The sequence below is a fragment of the Sorangium sp. So ce590 genome, assembly GCF_051521365.1.
Lineage (GTDB): Bacteria > Myxococcota_A > Polyangia > Polyangiales > Polyangiaceae > Sorangium.
The window spans coordinates 4,555,557-4,571,887 of record NZ_CP150346.1 but is presented as its reverse complement, the minus strand read 5'-3'; the positions used below and the strand labels follow the sequence as shown (position 1 = coordinate 4,571,887).

The 16,331-nt window shown below is 74.1% G+C and carries 12 protein-coding genes; 4 read left to right on the top strand and 8 right to left on the bottom strand.

Going from position 1 to position 16,331, the window contains the following annotated elements:
• Positions 1-16: 16 nt before the first annotated feature.
• Both WMF28_RS17150 and WMF28_RS17145 read right to left on the bottom strand, forming a co-directional pair.
• Positions 17-1,921: a protein kinase domain-containing protein gene (locus WMF28_RS17150; protein ID WP_437603319.1), complete on the bottom strand. Its 1,905-nt coding sequence runs from the start codon at positions 1,919-1,921 to the stop codon at positions 17-19.
• Between the two features lie 177 nt (positions 1,922-2,098).
• The gene (locus tag WMF28_RS17145; protein WP_437603318.1) at positions 2,099-2,443 is read right to left on the bottom strand and encodes a molybdopterin oxidoreductase; all 345 of its coding nucleotides are present in this window, start codon (positions 2,441-2,443) and stop codon (positions 2,099-2,101) included.
• Between the two features lie 173 nt (positions 2,444-2,616).
• Here WMF28_RS17145 and WMF28_RS17140 point away from each other — a divergent pair, with 173 nt between their 5' ends.
• Together WMF28_RS17140 and WMF28_RS17135 are read left to right on the top strand one after the other, a co-directional pair.
• Positions 2,617-4,170, top strand: coding sequence for a GMC family oxidoreductase (locus tag WMF28_RS17140; protein ID WP_437603317.1), 1,554 nt, complete (start codon positions 2,617-2,619; stop codon positions 4,168-4,170).
• A 469-nt stretch (positions 4,171-4,639) separates the two neighbouring features.
• Positions 4,640-5,296: a hypothetical protein gene (locus WMF28_RS17135; RefSeq protein WP_437603316.1), complete on the top strand. Its 657-nt coding sequence runs from the start codon at positions 4,640-4,642 to the stop codon at positions 5,294-5,296.
• Between the two features lie 97 nt (positions 5,297-5,393).
• Here WMF28_RS17135 and WMF28_RS17130 read toward each other — a convergent pair whose 3' ends face one another.
• From WMF28_RS17130 to WMF28_RS17115, 4 genes are all read right to left on the bottom strand, one after another.
• Positions 5,394-6,434 carry a lipase secretion chaperone gene (locus tag WMF28_RS17130; RefSeq protein WP_437603315.1) on the bottom strand — a complete coding sequence of 347 codons (1,041 nt, stop codon included), beginning with the start codon at positions 6,432-6,434 and terminating at the stop codon, positions 5,394-5,396.
• A gap of 16 nt (positions 6,435-6,450) precedes the next feature.
• The gene (locus WMF28_RS17125; RefSeq protein WP_437603314.1) at positions 6,451-7,362 is read right to left on the bottom strand and encodes an esterase/lipase family protein; all 912 of its coding nucleotides are present in this window, start codon (positions 7,360-7,362) and stop codon (positions 6,451-6,453) included.
• 455 nt (positions 7,363-7,817) lie between these two features.
• Positions 7,818-11,945, bottom strand: a complete 4,128-nt coding sequence (locus tag WMF28_RS17120) for a serine/threonine-protein kinase (RefSeq protein ID WP_437603313.1) — start codon at positions 11,943-11,945, stop codon at positions 7,818-7,820.
• 1 nt (position 11,946) lies between these two features.
• Positions 11,947-12,768, bottom strand: a complete 822-nt coding sequence (locus WMF28_RS17115) for a hypothetical protein (RefSeq protein WP_437603312.1) — start codon at positions 12,766-12,768, stop codon at positions 11,947-11,949.
• A 665-nt stretch (positions 12,769-13,433) separates the two neighbouring features.
• Here WMF28_RS17115 and WMF28_RS17110 point away from each other — a divergent pair.
• Positions 13,434-13,838 carry a CBS domain-containing protein gene (locus tag WMF28_RS17110; RefSeq protein ID WP_437603311.1) on the top strand — a complete coding sequence of 135 codons (405 nt, stop codon included), beginning with the start codon at positions 13,434-13,436 and terminating at the stop codon, positions 13,836-13,838.
• Positions 13,839-14,169: 331 nt separating this feature from the next.
• On the opposite strand, the gene WMF28_RS17105 is transcribed toward WMF28_RS17110, so the two are convergent.
• Both WMF28_RS17105 and WMF28_RS17100 read right to left on the bottom strand, forming a co-directional pair.
• A complete protein-coding gene (locus tag WMF28_RS17105) occupies positions 14,170-14,982 on the bottom strand; it encodes a metallophosphoesterase family protein (RefSeq protein ID WP_437603310.1) in 813 nt (270 codons plus the stop codon).
• 14 nt (positions 14,983-14,996) lie between these two features.
• Positions 14,997-15,347: a BolA family protein gene (locus WMF28_RS17100; RefSeq protein ID WP_437580928.1), complete on the bottom strand. Its 351-nt coding sequence runs from the start codon at positions 15,345-15,347 to the stop codon at positions 14,997-14,999.
• 327 nt (positions 15,348-15,674) lie between these two features.
• Between WMF28_RS17100 and WMF28_RS17095 the strand changes: the two genes are divergently transcribed.
• Entirely contained in the window at positions 15,675-16,325 is a 651-nt protein-coding gene (locus tag WMF28_RS17095; protein WP_437603309.1) for a hypothetical protein, read from the top strand.
• Positions 16,326-16,331 lie beyond the last annotated feature (6 nt).

The following is a 16,331-nucleotide window of genomic DNA, read 5'->3' as shown; positions in this document are numbered from 1 at the left end:
CGGGGTCGCCATCGGCTCACGAACCGGACCGGCGCAGCAGCGTCTCCGTCCCCGCCTGCGTGCCGCCCAGGCTCGCCCATCGCCCCGTGAGCTGCCTGCCCTCGATCGCATAGCTCACCACCCCGACCTGCTGGCCCGGCGACCAGCCCACCACGAGCTGATCGCCCGAGCGGAGGCCCACCCCCTTCAGCGTGCCGCCGGTGCTCAGCGTCCAGGTCACCGCGTACGTGTCGCCCGTGCGCGCGATCACGACCGTCCCTTTCCGGGGGCCCTCGACGATGCTGTAGCTGCCGGTCAGCCCTTCGGGCCCCTCTAGCGTCTCGACCTCGATCCGGCCCGGCCGATCGGTGGAGATCCACTGCCCGCGGAGGCGATCGCCGTCGATGCGGTAGGCGGCCGCGCCGTACGGGCCGCCGCTCGCCCAGCCCACGGCGACGGTCTGCCCCTGCACGAGCGCGATCCCCTCGTAACCGGCGCCCTTCGTGATGATCCAGGCGATGCGGTACGTGTCCCCGCTCCTCGACAGGAGGACGTTGCCCGCGTAGCTGCCCTGCCCGCCCGGGTTGCGCGACGACGTGATGTCGTAGGTGCCGGCCAGGTCGATGTCGCTGGCCGCGGCGGTGCTCGATGGCCCGATCGGCGCCGTCGGGGCGCTGCCGGGGGTCGCGCCGGCGCTGCCGTACAGCGGCGGGAGGGCGGTGGGCTCGGTCGCGCGCAGGCGCTCCACGACCACGATGCCGCCGACGACGAGGGCGGCGACGGCGAGCAGCCCGCCGCCGGCGATCGCGAGCAGCAGGCCCCAGGGCGCCTTGCGCACCGGTCGGGCCTGGACGAGCGCCAGGGTGCCGCCGGACATGCCGCCGACGTCGGTGCCGGCCATCGTCGGGTAGGTCGGGCCCGTCGTGGCCGGCGGCGAGCCCGTTGTGGCCGGCGGGGTCGGCGCGAACGGCCCTGGCGGCGGGGCCGGCGCGAACGGCCCTGGCGGCGGAGCCGCGGACCGGGGGACGGCCGCGGCGAGCACGGGATCGAGCGCCGCCATCGCCTGCGCCGCGTCGGCGAAGCGAGCGCGGACGTCGCGCGCGACGCACGCGGCGAACCAGGCGTCGAAGCCGGCGGGGATCAGGTGCGCGCAGCCGTGGCGCGCGGCGCGGGCGGACGCCGGCTCCAGCGGGACGAACAGCACCTCGCGCATGAGCGACATGACCGAGGCGCTCGGCCCGCGGGTGGGTTCGAGCCAGTACATGCGCCCGGTGAGCAGGGTGAAGGCGAGCAGCCCGAGCGCCCAGACGTCCGACGCCGGGGTGACGTGCTGGCCAGCCTCGGTCTGCTCGGGCGCCATCCAGAGCGGCGTCCCGACCGACGCGGTCACCGCCGTTGTGGCCCGCGCCTCGGCCACGATCTTCGCGACGCCGAAGTCGAGCACCTTGACCTTGAAGCGGACGTTCTGCTGCCGCGGCCGCGCGACGAAGACGTTCTCGGGCTTGAGATCGCGGTGCACGACGCCCGCGCGATGCGCCGCCGCGAGCGCGTGGCACAGCTGCCCCATCAGCTCGCGGACCTCGTCGGGCGGCAGCGCGCCGCGCTGCGCCACCACGGCCGACAGGTCGGCGCCGTCGAGCAGCTCCATCGCCAGCCAGGGGGTCTGCGTCGCCGGATCGACGCCGGCCGCGACCACCTCCACCACGTGGTCGCTCTCGATGCGCGCCCCGACCCTCGCCTCCTGCTCGAAGCGCTCGCGGAAGCGCGGGTCCTGCGCGAGCTGCGCGTGCATCAGCTTCACCGCGCGCGGCTTGCCCGTGGAGAGCTGCTCGGCCACGAGCACGGCGCCCATGCCGCCCTGGCTCAGGGGGCGAACGATGCGGAAATCGCCCCCGAGGACGGTGCCGGGGGCGAGCGGTGCGGCTGTCGTGAAATCGGCCATGGCGAGAGGGACCCTCCGGGCGGCGTCGCGGGCGACGCATCCCGGTAGCGTACCCCCGGACGCGCGGTCCAGGGGCGCCGCAAAGCGCCCGGCGCCGCCGCCGCCGCCGCCAGGGTCAGGTCCCCGTCGCGCCGGGCGCGATCCACCCGACGCAGCTCCTGGACGTGCGATACGACTTCAGATCTCCGCCAGGCCGATGTCGATCGTCGCGAGGCCGCGCACCCCTTCGGGCGCGCCCACGGACAGCTCCAGCACGGTCTCGGGGTGGATGTCCTCGACGATGACGAGCGGCACGTGGATGGCGCCTTTGGCGCCGATCGGGAAGTAGCGCATCGGCTGGCCGTCGCGCCGGAGGAGCAGGTAGATGAGCTCGGACGTGGAGTTGCCCGCGCGCAGATAGATGAGCTGCGCGCGCTTGTCTCGCGGGACGGTGTACCCGATCACGGGACGAAGGGGGACCGGCTGCTCCAGGCCCTGCCCCTCGAACGCGTAGACACCCTGTATGAACCTCGGTGTTTCCAATGTGGCCTCCGGGGCGAGTCGCCGGACGGGCGCGCTCCGCCGTCGGATGGGCGCGCGCCGCGTGGGACGCGATGCAGCTGCACGACAGGCATACGGCGCACCCGGTTTCGAGGGCACGTTGCCTGACGACGCGATCCCGTGTAGGTCGAGTTTCCAAGGTGTTTCGAACGTCGATGTCCTCTTCGTCCCGCCCTGGCAGCGCCGCTGAGCTCGTCGTCGTCGGGGCCGGCTCGGCGGGCGCCGTGATCGCCGCGCGCGTCACGGAGCGCGCGGATCGCGAGGTCCTGCTGCTCGAGGCGGGCCCGGACTACCCGGACCTGGACCGCCTGCCCGCCGACCTGCGGGACGGCACCCGCAACTCGTGGCTCGCGCACGACTGGGGCTACCGCCACCGGCCGACGCCCGGGCAGATCATGTTCCTCTTTCCGCGCGGCAAGGTGGTCGGCGGCTCGTCGGCCGTGAACACGTGCATCGCGATCCGCGGCCAGCCGTACGACTACGACGAGTGGGCCGCGCTCGGCCTGCCCGAGTGGGGCTTCGACGCCTGCCTCCCCTATTTCAAGCGCCTCGAGGACGACCGCGACCTCGGCGAGCCCTGGCACGGCAAGGGCGGCCCGGTGCCGATCCGCCGCGCGCGGCGCGAGGAGCTCGTGCCGTGGCAGGCGGCGTTCGTCGACGGGTGCAGGGCGCTCGGACACCCCGAGTGCGCGGACACGAACGATCCGCGCGCGCCCGGCGGCGTCGGGCCGCACGCGATGAACAAGATCGACGGCCAGCGCATGAGCGCGGCGCGCTGCTACCTGACCGCCGAGGTGCGCCGGCGCGAGAACCTGCGGCTCCGGCCGCGCACGACGGTGCGGCGGGTGCTCGTGCGGAACCGCCGGGTCGAGGGGGTCGAGATCGAGACCGACGGGCGCGTCGAGGTGGTCGTGACGCGCAAGGTGGTGCTGAGCGCGGGGGCGATCGCGACGCCCGGGATCCTCCTGCGCAGCGGGATCGGGCCGCGGGCCGAGCTCGCGCGCCTCGGGGTCGCGCCCGTGTCCGACGTGCCCGCGGTGGGGGCGCGGCTGCTCGATCATCCGGGGGCGGCCATCGGCCTGTGGCCGCGCCGCCGCGGGCTGATCGACGTCCTGCGCCAGCCGCTCGTCCAGACGGTGCTCCGCTACACGTCGCGCGGCAGCCCGTACCCGAATGACATGCAGCTCCAGCCGGGCTCCTTCTTCCCGCTGCACCCGCGCTTGACGATCCCGGCGTTCGCCATCGCGTGCTGCATCGGCAAGCCGCGCGGCGTCGGCCGCATCGAGCACCTGAGCGCCGATCCCCACGCGCGGCCGCGCATCGTCTCGAACATGCTCGTCGACCGCGACGACCTGGCGCGCGCGGTCGACGCGATGCAGCTCGCGTACGAGGTCGCCCGCACCGCGCCGATGCGCGAGCTCGGCTGGTTTCTCTGGCCCACGGAGCGCACGCTGATGCGGCGCGAGGCGCTGGAGCGGTGGATCTACCGGAGCTGCGGCTCCGGCTACCACCCGTGCGGGACCGCCCCGATGGGGCCCGAGGGGGATCCGGCGGCGGCGGTCGACGGGCGCGGGCGCGTCCGCGGCGTCGAGGGGCTGCTCGTCGCGGACGCGAGCATCATGCCGACCATCCCGAGCGTGAACACGAACCTGACCGCGCTGATGATCGGCGAGCGGTTCGGCGAGTGGCTCCGCGAGGGCGCTGTGTAGCCTGTCGTTCTCGGCCAGGTAATCACGCGCGTCACGTCGCATTGTCTCGTGAGGTGTGTATTCCGCCGGGACGAGAACCGGTCCAGCGCGGTGCTCGGAAGAGAAGGATACGGGCCGCCAAGGGGCCAAGGACGCCGGGAGAAGAATCTTCCGACCTCTCCTGGCGTCCCTGGCGTCCTTGCGGTTTTCTTGATCCGGGCCGGTGTGCCTGTCGGAGCCGAGCGCCGCTCTCCAGGTCCTCCCCGGACGCAGGACCCGGCGTCTCCCCTCCAGGAAGCGGAATCCCGGCGGCGCAGAGGACACGGCGGGAATCGCAGAGAGCCTCTGTGCTCTCCTTGCCCTCTGTGCTCTCTGTGCCTCCGTGGCTCGGATCTCGGGCATTCGAGCCGACCGGGGCCCAGGCATCTCGAGAGGGCCCGGGGCTTGCTCTCTCCAGCGCAGGTGCGTTTCATGGCACCGGGAGGGGCTCATGCGGACTTCGAAGATGGGGAGATACAGCCGTAGGTCAACTGGAGGGAGAGGCGTCGTCGCGGGGCTCGCCGGGCTTCTCGGGCTCGGCGTCTGTCTCGGCATCTCCAGCGCTTCCGCGGGCGACGCCACACAGGTCATCTCGCCTCGGGCCTCGACGCAAGGCAGCCTCGGGCCGCAGCGGGCCGCGATCACCACGCAGCAGACCGCCGCCACCACCTACGTCGCGAACCCTCAGAAGAGGCGCTGGATCATCGCGGGAGCGTCCACGCTGGGCGGCTTCTGGACCGCGTCGGCCCTCTACGGCGCCGCCCTCTCGCTCGAGCGGCCGGAGCCCCGCCTCGTGCCTAAATGCACCAAGTGCGCCTGCTCCCTCGTCCCGCAACGCGGCAGGGTCGCGCCCAGCCCCAGCTCGCTGCTCATCCCCGTGGCCGGCCCCTGGATCCACCTCGGCACGGGGCGGCACTCGGCGGCCAGCGCGGTCGGCCTCTCCGTCCTGGGCGCCGGCCAGGCCGTCGGTCTCGGGATGCTGCTCGGCGGCGTCGCCTTGCCGCGGCAGGTGCGCGTGCCGGTGCAGCGCGGCCGCGTGCTCCAGATGGGCGCAGCGCCGCTCGTCACCGCCGACGGGCTCGGGCTCTCGATCCACGGCTCGATGTAGCCACGGCGCGATGGTGCCACGGCGCGACGTCGCCGCTCGCGGCCCGATCGCGGGACGCGCCTCGCCGCGGCGTGCTCGCGCCGCGCCGGCGCGCGGGTCACGGCGCGGAGCTCAGGATCGCCCGCACGCGCAGCCGCTCCTCCGGCGTGAACGCGCGCGCGAGCAGCGCCTCCTCGGCGGCGCGCCGCGCTTCCGGATCGGGCTCGCTCGCCGCGATCGCCGCGCGCGCGTCGGCGAACGCGTCGAGGCGCTGCTGCCAGACAGCCCGCTGCCGGTCGAGCTCGGCGAGCCGGTCGGCGGCTTCGGGGCCCACGGTCGCGACCCGGTGCGCGTGCAGCTCCTCGTCCGAGGCGCCCGCGTCGCGGAGCGCCTGCTCCTCGGCCTGCTGGACGAGCGGGCGCACCGCCGCCTCCCGCGCCTCGCGGAGGTGCTCGGGCAGCGCCGCCTCGACCTCCGCGATCCGCGCGTCGCGCTCCGCGGGCGAGAGGGTCGCGTCCGCGAGGAGGCGGGACGTCTCGATCGCCGCCTCCCCCTCCCGCTCCTCGTCGCCGAACAGCTGCGCCGCGACGTCCGCGCCGAGCTGCTCCCGCCGGATCTCGCGCAGCGCGGCGAGCCGCTCCGCCGGATCGGCCGCCTGCGCGACGCGCGCCGCGCCGGCTGCCTCGCGGTAGCCGAGGTACCGGTCGAGCAGCGCGATCGCCTGCTCCGCCGCGCGGCCCGTGGCGCGCTCCCGGATCGCCGCCACGATGCGGGCCTTGATCACCGCCGCCGGCTCCTCGCCGGTCGCGCTCAGGAAGTAGTCGAACAGCGAAAGGAGCTCGGGGCCGACGATCAGATCGCCGTTCGCGTCGACGAGCACCGCGCCGTCGACGTCGGTGCCGCGAAGCGAGGGCGCTGCGACGCGCCGCGGCGCGCTGTCGGGCGGCGCGACCGACAGCGCCTGCCGGAGGCGCGCGGGGGCCGGCGCCGTCGACAGCGCCGGCAACGCCTCCGTCCGCCAGCTGCGCGCGGTCAGCCCGCTCGATCGGGCGCCCGGCGCGGACGGCCTGGGCCGCTCCCGCGAGGCGACCTGCCCGACGCCGAGCAGCGCGGCGAGCGCCATCGCCGCGAGGAGAACGTTCCTTCCACGACGCTCCACGAGGGCCCTCGCCGGCTCAGAGACCGACGTTCTTCAGGCGGCTCGCGTGCGCCCGGAACACGGATTTCGGGTTCGGTCCAGACAGGTTGATGAACCCGAAGAGCTGATTCACCTCGTCGAGGTGGTTCATCCCGTAGTCGTCGCGGACCACCTCTCCCAGGTGGGAGCTGCACCTGCCCACCATCCCGTCGTTCGACTCCGAGTACAGCTTGGAGATGAGCCCGAGCGTCAGGTCGGTCGGATCGAGGAGGCTCGTGATGATCCCGGTCCCCGACCACGAGAAGAAGCGCACGCCGTTCTCCTCGGCGGCGCCCTGCCCGCACCGGCTGTCGGGCAGCCCGGCCGGATAATGCGCGTTGAACTCGCGCATCCCCTCGGCGGAGAGCGACCTCACGGCGGCGACCGAGTCCTGAGGCGTCGAGTGCCCGCTGAACAGGCTGAGCACCGAGCCGAGGCTGTTGGCGAGGAACGAGAGCGCCCCCTGGGTGAGCCCGCCGTCGCGGAGGTTCTCCTGGAGATAGCTGGCGAGCTCGGCCCCCTGGTGCGGCGCCCCGATCGTGGTCACCGAGGCGACGAGATCCGGCCGCACCGCGGCGACGTACCGGACGTCGAGCCCTCCATGGCTGTGCCCGATCAGGTTCACCTTCCCGCTCCCGGTGCGCGCGACGATATCCTCGACCTGCGCGAGCAGCGCCTCCCCGCGCGCCTCGGTGCTGTCGAACTGGGGCACCGCGGTGGCATACACCTCCGCTCCGTCGGAGCGCAGCGTCGAGGCGATCCCACCGAAGTAGTCGACCACACCGAACATCGCCTTGAAGCCGGCCATCCCGTGACAGAGCACGATCGGATACTGCGTCTTTGCATAGCTCTTCTGCGCCAGAGCCGCCTCGCCGACCTCGGCGCGCTCTGCGTCAATCGCCTCATCCATCGACGCAACGCATCCTTGCGAGAGCAGCAGCACGGCAGCTCCCGCTGCACAGCGCAACGCGTCAATCCACATTCGGCACCCAGCCCCTCGTTTTCTCTCGACTCTCTGCTGATTTCGAGCAGGTGTGACGGTAGTGGGTAGTACAGCGCGCCTGTTGGAGGAATGAGCTCGTCTGATCACCTGTCACCTCTGATAGAGTATTTTTTTAATTCGAATCAAGCAGAACTCACAGGCTCTCAGCACAACAAGCGTCTCGCTTATCCTGGACAATCGGCAGGTCGGTGTCCTTCCCCGCACGGGTCGCGTTGGTCCAGGCGGCGCGACAGGCCATCAGCGCGGCGGCGTCAAACCGTCCATGTCGGGCCGAGTCGCCCGGGAAGCGGATGCGCACGGGCGGGCGAGGCGGAGGGGGGCATGCACCCCTCGGGCCGGCCAGCCCGCTGCGGCGCCCGGGCCTACGTCGCTGCGGCGCCCAGGACGATGCGCGCGTTCTCCGGCACCGCGGTCAGGAACCGCTCGCGCCGCCGTGGGTCTGCGATCCGCTGGGCCCGCGCGAGCAGGCTCTCCCTGGCCTCGGCGAGCACGGCGCCCGCCTCGCCGTGGGCGCCGGACGCCGCGAGCGCCTCGGCGTACGCGAGCCGCACGAGCGACTCGCCCTCTTCCAGGGAGCCGAGCGCCGCGAGCTCGCCGAACGCCTCCCGCGCCGCGTCGAGCGCCGCCTCGACCTGGCCGCCGGCCAGCAGCGCGCGCGCGCGCACCGCCACGGCGGGCGCGCGCAGCCGCGGGGCCACGTGCAGCGCCGCCTCGGCCGCCCTCGCCTCCCGCTCGGCCGTCGCGGCGTCGCCCGAGAGCAGCGCGATCTTCGCGAGGTAGGTCCGCGCCACGCCCTCCATGCGGAGGTCGCCCCGCAGCTGGAACGCCTCCACCGCGCGCCGCTCGACGAAGAGCGCCTCGTCGAGCTTGCCGAGCTGCCCGAGCACGTGGCCGAGGTTGTGGAGCGCCACGGTGGCGAGCTCGCGCAGCCCCATCCGATCGGCGGCCTCCTGGGCGGCGCGCAGGACGGACTCGGCCGCCACGAGCTCGCCGAGCTCCGCGTAGATGAAGCCGAGGTTCGCGCCGATCACGCACGCGCTGCGCCTGTCCCCGGCCTGCTCGAAGGCCGCGAGCGCCGCCTCCAGGCCCTCGAGGCACGCCTCGGGATCGCCGCCGGCCGAGGCGCGGATCGCGCGGAGCTGCTGCGCCATCGCGACGAGCTCGGCGTCCGGCGGCGGGAGCGCGCGGAGGTCCTCGTCGATGCGCGCGAGCAGGGCGTCGGCCTCGGCGTAGCGGCCGCCGAAGACGAGCTGCGCGCCGCACTCGCAGAAGCACGCGATCCGCGCGCGCCGCAGCGCGGCCGCGCCGGAGGGCGGCGACGCGGAGGGCGGCGACGCGAGTGTGCTGGGGGACGGCGACGCGAGCGTGCTGGGGGGCGGCGACGCGGAGGGCGGCGACGCGGCCGGAACGAGGCCCTCGGCGACGGCCGCCCACCGCGCCACGCGGTCGACGGCGCCGAGCTTCCCCGCCGCGGCGGCGATCTGGGTGACGGCCCGGAACCACCCGGGTGCGCCGGCGGGGAGCAGCTCGGCAGCGGACGCGCCCAGCTCCTCGGCGGCGGCGAGATCGCCCTCCCAGACCTTGACCTCCGCCGCGACAAGCCGGAGCGCGCCGAGGTCCTCGCCCGCGGCGCCGCACGTCTCGCCCCAGTCGGCGCGCTCGAGCGCGGCGCGCAGGTCGTTCGCCTCGAGCGACTGCTCGGCCGCGCGCCGGTACCAGCGCACCGCGCGGCCGGGCTCTCCACCACGGCGGAAGTGCTCGGCCACGACCCTCGGATCCGCGGAGGCGCCCCGCTCGAGCCACGCGCCCGCGAGCCGGTGGCCGAGCGCGCGATCGGGCTCGGTCAGCATGGCGTAGGCGGCCTCGCGGACGAGCGTGTGGCGGAAGACGTAGTCGGCGGCGTCGGTGAGGCTCCCCGACCCGGAGGCCGGCGCGACGAGCTCGCGGTCGGCGAGCGCCCTGAGCCAGGCCTCCACGTCGGCGAGGTGCCCCTCGCCGCCGAGCAGCGCCGCGACGCCGGGCTTCGAGAAGCGATCGCCGAAGATGCTGGCCGCCCGGAGCACGCGCTTGCCCTCGTTGCCCTCGGCATCCAGCCGCGCCTCGACCGTGCCGAGCACCGAGTCGGGCAGGAGCTCGCCCTTGCCGCTCGCGACCGCCCGGATGAGCTCCTCCAGGTAGAACGGGTTGCCGCCGGCGCGCTCGACGAGGTGCGCCACCACGCCCTCGGCCACGGACGCGCCGAGCGCGGCGCGCACGAGCTCCGCGCTCGCGCGGCGCGGCAGCGGACCGAGCTTGATCGTCTGCACCTCGCGCTCGGCCCAGAGGCTCGGGAACTGCCGGTGGACGTCGGGGCGCGCGAGCGCGAGCAGCATGAGCGGCAGCTCGCGGAGGTTCCGGAGGGTCGCGTCGAGCAGGCGCACGGTGGCGACGTCGCCCCAGTGCAGGTCCTCCAGCGCGACGAGCACCGGGCGCGCGGCGCACTCGGCCGCGAGCCAGTCCTCCCACGCGGCCCACACGCCGTCGCTCACGCCGGCCGCGCTCTGGCGCGCGGCGCGCAACACGCGGGCGTGCTCCGGCGACGGCGCGCCGGCGATCTCGCCGAGGAACGCCGCCGCGCGCTCGAGCGCCGGGCCGGCGAGGTGGCGCCCGAGCCGCTGCTTCAGCTTGCGGTGCCGCGCCGACGCCGGGTCGCGCGCGCGGAGGCCGGCGGCCCGGCAGAGCACGTCGGCGACCATGCCGAACGGCGAGCCGGGGGAGCCCGAGTCGGCGCGGCCCCAGAGGATCTCGACCGGCTCGTCGCGCTGCCGCAGGGCGGCGAAGAGCTCCAGGCGGAGCCGGGATTTGCCGGCGCCGGGCGGCCCGAGGACGAGCACGGCGCTCGCGAGCGACTCGGAGATGCAGCCGGAGAGCACGCCGTGGAGCATGGAGAGCTCGCGGGCACGGCCGACGCAGGGCGTGCGCTTCCCGAGCAGCGCGGGGGCGATCTCGTCGACGGCGCGCTCGCCGGAGAGGACGAGCGGCTCGCCCGGCGCCGAGGGGGCGGGGGTCGTCGAGTGGACAACGCGCGCGACGACGAAGCGCGGCCCGAGCATGCCGGCGGTCGCGCTGTCGAGGCGCACGGCGCCGGTGGGCGCGGCGCGGAGCTCGGCGAGGCCGCGGTCGATGACGTCGCCCTCGGCGAGGCCCGCGGAGAAGACGCCCCGCCCCGTGATGACGCAGAGCGGTGCGCCGGGCAGCTCGGCGCGGAGGGCGAGCGCGCACTGAGCGGCGCGCTCGGCGCGATCGACGGCGCTGCCGGGGCCGGACATCATGACGAGGTCGACGCCCGGGGCGAGCTGCGTGAGCCTGCCGCCGTGGAGCTCGACGAGCGCGCGGAGCTCGGCGGCGCGCGAGGTGGACGCGGGCGGCGGCGAGCTGGCCGACGCGGGCGGCGGCGAGCCCGGGACCTCCGCGGCCAGCGCGGCCGGCCGCGGCGCCCGGGCCGCGCCGTGGTCGGCCTCGCCGAGGAAGATGAGGCTCACGACGCGCTGCTCGTCCAGCGTGAGGGCGACGCGCTCGCGCGGGCCGGGGCCGCGGGCCGGCGCGCTCCCCCCCGCGAGCGTCGGCGCGCCGGGAGGTTCGCTCCCCGAGAGCGTCGGCGCGTCGGGCGGCGCGGTCCACGCGCCACCCATCGCGACGATCCGGTCGAGCTCCGCCGCGACGTCGGCGCCGTCGCGCGGGCGATCGCCGGGCAGCCTGGACAGCATGCGCGCGACGAGCTCGTCGAGCGGCGCGGGCGCGTCCGCGCGCAGGTCGCGGAGGCGGGGCGGATCCAGGAGGAGCATCTTGCTGAGCGCGGCCATCGGGCTCGCGCCTGCGAAGGCGGGCTGGCCGGTGAGGCACTCGAACAGGACGCACCCGAGGGAGAACACGTCGCTGCGCGGATCGGGCGCGCTCCTGGCCTCGATCTGCTCCGGGGCCATGTACCCGGGCGTGCCGAGGACGCCGCCGGTGACGGTCACGCGCCCCGCGTCCGCGCTGGGCCGCGCGATGCCGAAGTCGACGAGCTTGACCCGCCCGGCGTCGCCGCCGGGGAGGAAGAGGTTGCTCGGCTTGATGTCGCGGTGGACGACGCCGCGCGTGTGCGCGAACGCGAGGGCGTCGGCGGCCCGGCGCACGAGCGAGAGCCCCTCGCTCGCGGGCAGGAAGCGGCGGGCGAGGCGCGCGGCGAGGTCCTCGCCGTCGAGCCATTCCATGGCGAGGTAGCGGTCGCCTTCCGGCGTGCTGCCGTGCGCGATGTAGCGCACGATGCCCGGATGGACGAGCGCGGCGAGGAGGGCGGCCTCCCGCTCGAACCGCTCGACCTGGATCGCGCTCCTCAGGCGGACGATCTTGAGGGCGACCGAAACGCCGCCGAGGCGGTCGTGCGCCTTGTAGACGGTGCCCATCCCGCCCGCGGCGGCCTCTCCTTCGATGACGAAGCGCCCCGCGATGATCTCCGCGTGGCCCACGTCAGTGCAGGAACGCGGTGACCGAGCCCGGGTGCGGCGTCTTCTCGACGGTGAGCTTGCCCGAGCGGCCGCGGACCTTGCCGCGGCAGTTCGGGAAGCTGCCGTCGGCGCTCGGCGCGTCGCACAGGCTGTCGCACGAGCCGGCGACCTCGATCGCGCACGTCTCGAGCGACGGCCCGCAGACGCGGGGGATGGCGGAGGCCTCCGGCGGGAGGCACGCGTGGTAGCGGGGCACCTCCGCGAAGATGTCGCCGTAGTACGTCGCCTCCCGCATGGGGTACGCGGAGCGCTCGACCTTGTCGGCGCGGAGCTCCGCGCGATCGCCGCGGAGGGAGAGGCTCACCTTCTGTCCGAGGTAGTTGACGCGGGCGAGGACGCAGCCGCTGACCCAGCTACGGCACGCGTCGTCGCAGGAGCCGCCCACCTGGCCCCAGCTCGGCGCGAGGCCGAGCTCTCCCGGGAAGGAGAGCTCGTCGTCGTCGAGCGCGACGGTGAGGCGCTCGCCTGCTGGCAGCGCGCAGCTCGCGATGTACCTCAGCACGGTGCGCGCGGACGGGTCGCGGAGCGCCTGGGCCGTGAGCGAGTTGCCCGAGAGCGCCTGGCCCGTCAGCGCGTTCGACGTCAGTGCCTTCGACGTCAGCGCCTCGGCCGTGAGCGCGTTCGACGTCAGCGCGTTCGACGTCAGCGCGTTGTGCGACCGGACGGGCTGGGACGCGGCGTCGTCCGCGGCCTCGGCCTCCGGATCGAGCGGGGCCACGCATGCGCCTGTGAACAGCGCGGCGACGGCCAGGACGAGTGCAGCCAGCTTCGGCGAATGCTCCATGGTCAACGCCCCCTGGGATGCCCATGAGCTCTTCGCCCGTGAGCTCCCGAAACGACCGGCGCTGCGACGCGGGCCACGGGGGCTCGCGTCGCAGCGCCGGTACGTAGTTCTTGGTTCAAGTGCACGAGCCGCGAAGAAACCAACAAGGCCGGAGCGGCCGATATCGGTCGTCTCCGTTACAGCAACGCATGGAAAGATGTCACTGATGAATCGCGCGGCAAAGACCGGCGCGCACGCAATACGCTCTTTTTTTGTGTCGCGGCGCGAACGCTCTGTCGGCGCTGTCGACGCGAGACTCCCGCTCTGTCCACGGTATCAAGAACAGCGATGCTGGTACCGGGGACGGAGGCGCGATGGGCGACGTAGCCGCGATGAGCGGCGAGGCGGCCTCCTGTCGCTGACAGCCACCCTCCTGCCGGGCGGCGCGCGGGGGCGTTCGCCGCGCTGGCGTCGCCCCGGGTGGAGGACGGCTCTCTGCCGGCCTGCGGGGTCGGCCGGGAGGGCCGCGCTGAGCTCGTCCGGGCCGGGGCGCGCGCCGCTCTCTGCGGCGTTCGCCCGACGGGGGGGCGGTGGGGAGGACGAACGGCGGCTGGACGGACTGCTCGGCGCGGCGCGTCGCTGCGCCCTTGACGCCGCTGCGCCTTGATCATTACATGCCGCACACCATGAAGGGCCATGCGCGCAATCTGATGACCGAGCGCGTGATCGCTTTGGAGCAGGGCACGCCGGTCACCGACATGTTGCAGCTGTTCGCGAAGCATCACCTGAGCGGCGCGCCGGTCATCGACGAGGGCCACCGCATCGTCGGGTTCGTCAGCGAGACGGATCTCCTGGGCGTGCTCCTGCGCAAGGAGTACGAGAGCATGACGGCCGCGGACGTGATGAGCACCCCGCCCATCTGCGTGGACGAGTTCATGCCCACCGACGAGGTGATGACCCTGCTGCGCGAGAACCGGATCCACCATCTGCCGGTCGTGCGCGAGGGGCGGCTCGTCGGGATCATCACGCCACAGGACATCCTGCGCTATCTCGTGGAGCGGGTGCTGCCGCTCCCGCCGGCCTCCGCCTGAGGCGAAGGGCCCCCGGAGGGCAGCTCATCGCTCTCCATCTCGCTCGGCGCCGGCGCGCTGGAAGCGATGTTCACCTGTGTCTCTGAGAACGCTGGAGCGGTTTCAGGCCGAGCCCGATCCGCTCCAGCAGACGGGGAAGTCTTCTCGTGCATCGCGCTGGATACCTCCTGCTCGCAGCGGATGGGATGGAGAGCGAGAGCTGGAATCCATGCTGCGATCGATGCAGTGCGGGATCGCGGAGACAGGCACGTTCGAGCTCGCGTGATCCTGCGCTGAACGGACCGGTCGTCGGCGTGCGCGGGGTGAAGCGCCGGTGAACGCGCCGGCCGCCCTACCGCCGCTCGAACTGGTACCGCGCCCGCTCGGCGCCCTCGATCTCGACCACGATGCGCTTCGGGCCGAGCCGCACGACGGCGTGCGCGGCGGCGGGGCGGCCCGGCGCGTCGTCGTCGAGGTTCTCGATCAGGCTCTGGAGCGTCACGTACGGGATACCGTGGATCACGTCGAGGTGGTTCCAGTGCAGGTGGCCGTTGAAGACGGCGAGCACGCCGTGCTCCTCGAAGAGCCTCCGCATCGCCCGTCGCTCGCGCACGAGGCAGATGTGCGGGCTCCCCTCGAACCAGCGGTTGCCCCGGAGGTCCTGATCGGCCGCGCTGTGGTGCATCAGCACGACCTTGGGCAGCGAGGACGCCGCGAGGTCGTCGGCGAGCCAGGCGAGCTGCTCGGGCCCCACCGACACATCGTGATCCTTGCGCTCGCGCGTGTGCAGGACCGTGAAGTGGAACCCGCCGCGGTCGAACGCGTAGTGGAGCCGGGTCACCTCGGGCCTGCCCCAGGCGGACAGCAGATCGGCCTCGCTCAGGTGGACGACGTCGTGGTTGCCGGCGACGTGGAAGAGCTCGGCCCGCACGCCGCGGAGCGCGGCGATGCACTCGCCGTAGCGCGCCCGATCGGCCTCGGGCCCCTCGTCCTCGATGTCGTCGCCCAGGTTCACGACGAGCTCGGGCCGCGTGATCTCGTTCATCCGCTCCACGAAGGCGCGCGTGAGCGCGGGCGCGTCGCCCGTGAGCTTGCGCAGCTTGCCCCCGAACGACGCCTGCGGGCCGAAGTGCAGATCCGAGACGAGCGCGACGACGAGCTCCATGCGCGGCTCGCCGCTCAGCTCGACTTCGCGCCGGAGCCCGGCGCCGCCTTGGAGCCGCCCAGGCACGCGGGAGAGCGGAAGTCCGCGCCGCCCTGTCGCTCCCACTCGTCCGGCGTCATCGCGCGGATCGTCAAGGCGTGCAGCCCGGCGCCGAACTCCTCGCGCACGACGTCGTTGACGCGCCGGTGGCGCTCGAGGGGGCTCATGCCCCGGAACGCCTCGCTCACCACGAGCACCTTGAAGTGGGTCTCCGAGCCCGCCGGCACGCTGTGCATGCGGCTCTCGTTCTCCACCTCGAGGTGCACGGGATCGAGCGCGCGGGCGAGCTTGCTCTGGATCGACTCCTGCCTCGTCGCTGTCGTCATGGCCGCGCGAAGCTTAGCCTCGGCGGCACCGCCGGTCACCGGGTGAGCGTCGGCGGGAAGGCGGAGGAGCGTCCGCCCGCCGGGGCCCAGGCGGAGCGCGGTCCGCCGGGCCCGAGCGGCGATCGCTCCGCGGCCGCCAGGGGGGCGGCGCCGTCTCCGCAAAACCTCGGCGGGTGCCCGCGGGGCCCTCGGTGGGGCCTGCGACGGCCCCTAGCGGCGCCGCGCGGCCCTTGGCGGTGCCTGCGGGGGCCCTCTGCGGGCCACGGGCGCGGCCGTTCGCGGACGAAGGGATTGCCCGGCGCCACGCCAACGGATAAACCGCGCGGCATGGCATCCCCGATCGCTGCGCGGTTCGCGCTCGTCCTCGTCGCCGGGCTCTCCGGCGCTTCCGGCTGCGGCGACGACGGGACGTCGAGCGCCCCCGGCCCGACCGGAACGCCCCGGATCGAGATCGTGAGCCCGAAGGACGGCGCATGCGTCGCGATCGGGGCGCGCTCGACCGCCTCTTCCGACGACGGGCCGACGGTTCCGATCAGCGTCACGGTCTCGGAGCTCCTCCTCCGCCCTCCCGGCACTTGCTTGACGTACCGGCAGTGCGGGCACCTGGAGCTCAGCGTCAACGGCGAGGAGAACAACGCCGCGGCCGGCCGTGTGATCGACGTGCGTCTCGACAAGCTCGAGCCCGAGGAACGCTACGGCGAGCTCGCGATCACCATCACCGCCGTGAGCGACACGGGCGAGCCTCTCCTCGGCGGCGAGGGCAAGCAGGAGCCGCTCACCCGAAGCCTGTCGCTGACCATCGCGGAGTCGTGTGAAGACGGCGGCGGCGAGGGCGGCTCGGGCGGCGAAGGTGGGTCCGACGGCTCGGGCGGCTCCGGCGGCGAAGGTGGCTCGGGCGGCTCAGGCGGCGAAGGTGGCTCGGGCGGCTCCGACGGCGCAGGGGGTTCGGCTGGCGCAGGTGGCTCAGGCGGCGGCTGAGCCGAA